Source organism: Burkholderia sp. BCC1640, from assembly GCF_902833125.1.
In the GTDB taxonomy this organism is placed as follows: Bacteria; Pseudomonadota; Gammaproteobacteria; order Burkholderiales; family Burkholderiaceae; genus Burkholderia; species Burkholderia diffusa.
In genome coordinates this window covers 1-230 of sequence record NZ_CADFEF010000213.1, presented here as the reverse complement: position 1 = coordinate 230, position 230 = coordinate 1, and the positions used below count along the sequence as shown (strand labels likewise).

Genomic DNA, 230 nt, shown 5'->3' with positions numbered 1-230 from the left:
ATCAACTCGCTGTCGACCGGCCTCAGCTCGACCAATAGCTCGGTCGCTTCGCTGTCGACTTCCACGTCGACCGGTCTGTCGTCTGCAACTAGCTCGATCAGCTCGCTGTCCACCTCGACTTCGACCGGCATCAACTCGTTGTCCACGGGCTTGAGCTCGACCAACAGTTCGGTGGCCTCGCTCTCGACCTCCACGTCGACGGGTCTGTCGTCGGCGAACAGCTCGATTTC

General features: G+C 60.9%; 1 protein-coding gene. It reads right to left on the bottom strand.

Annotated elements, in window-relative coordinates:
• The coding region (locus HWX25_RS33255) for a hypothetical protein (RefSeq protein WP_208457063.1) at positions 1-230 on the bottom strand (230 nt) is incomplete at both ends.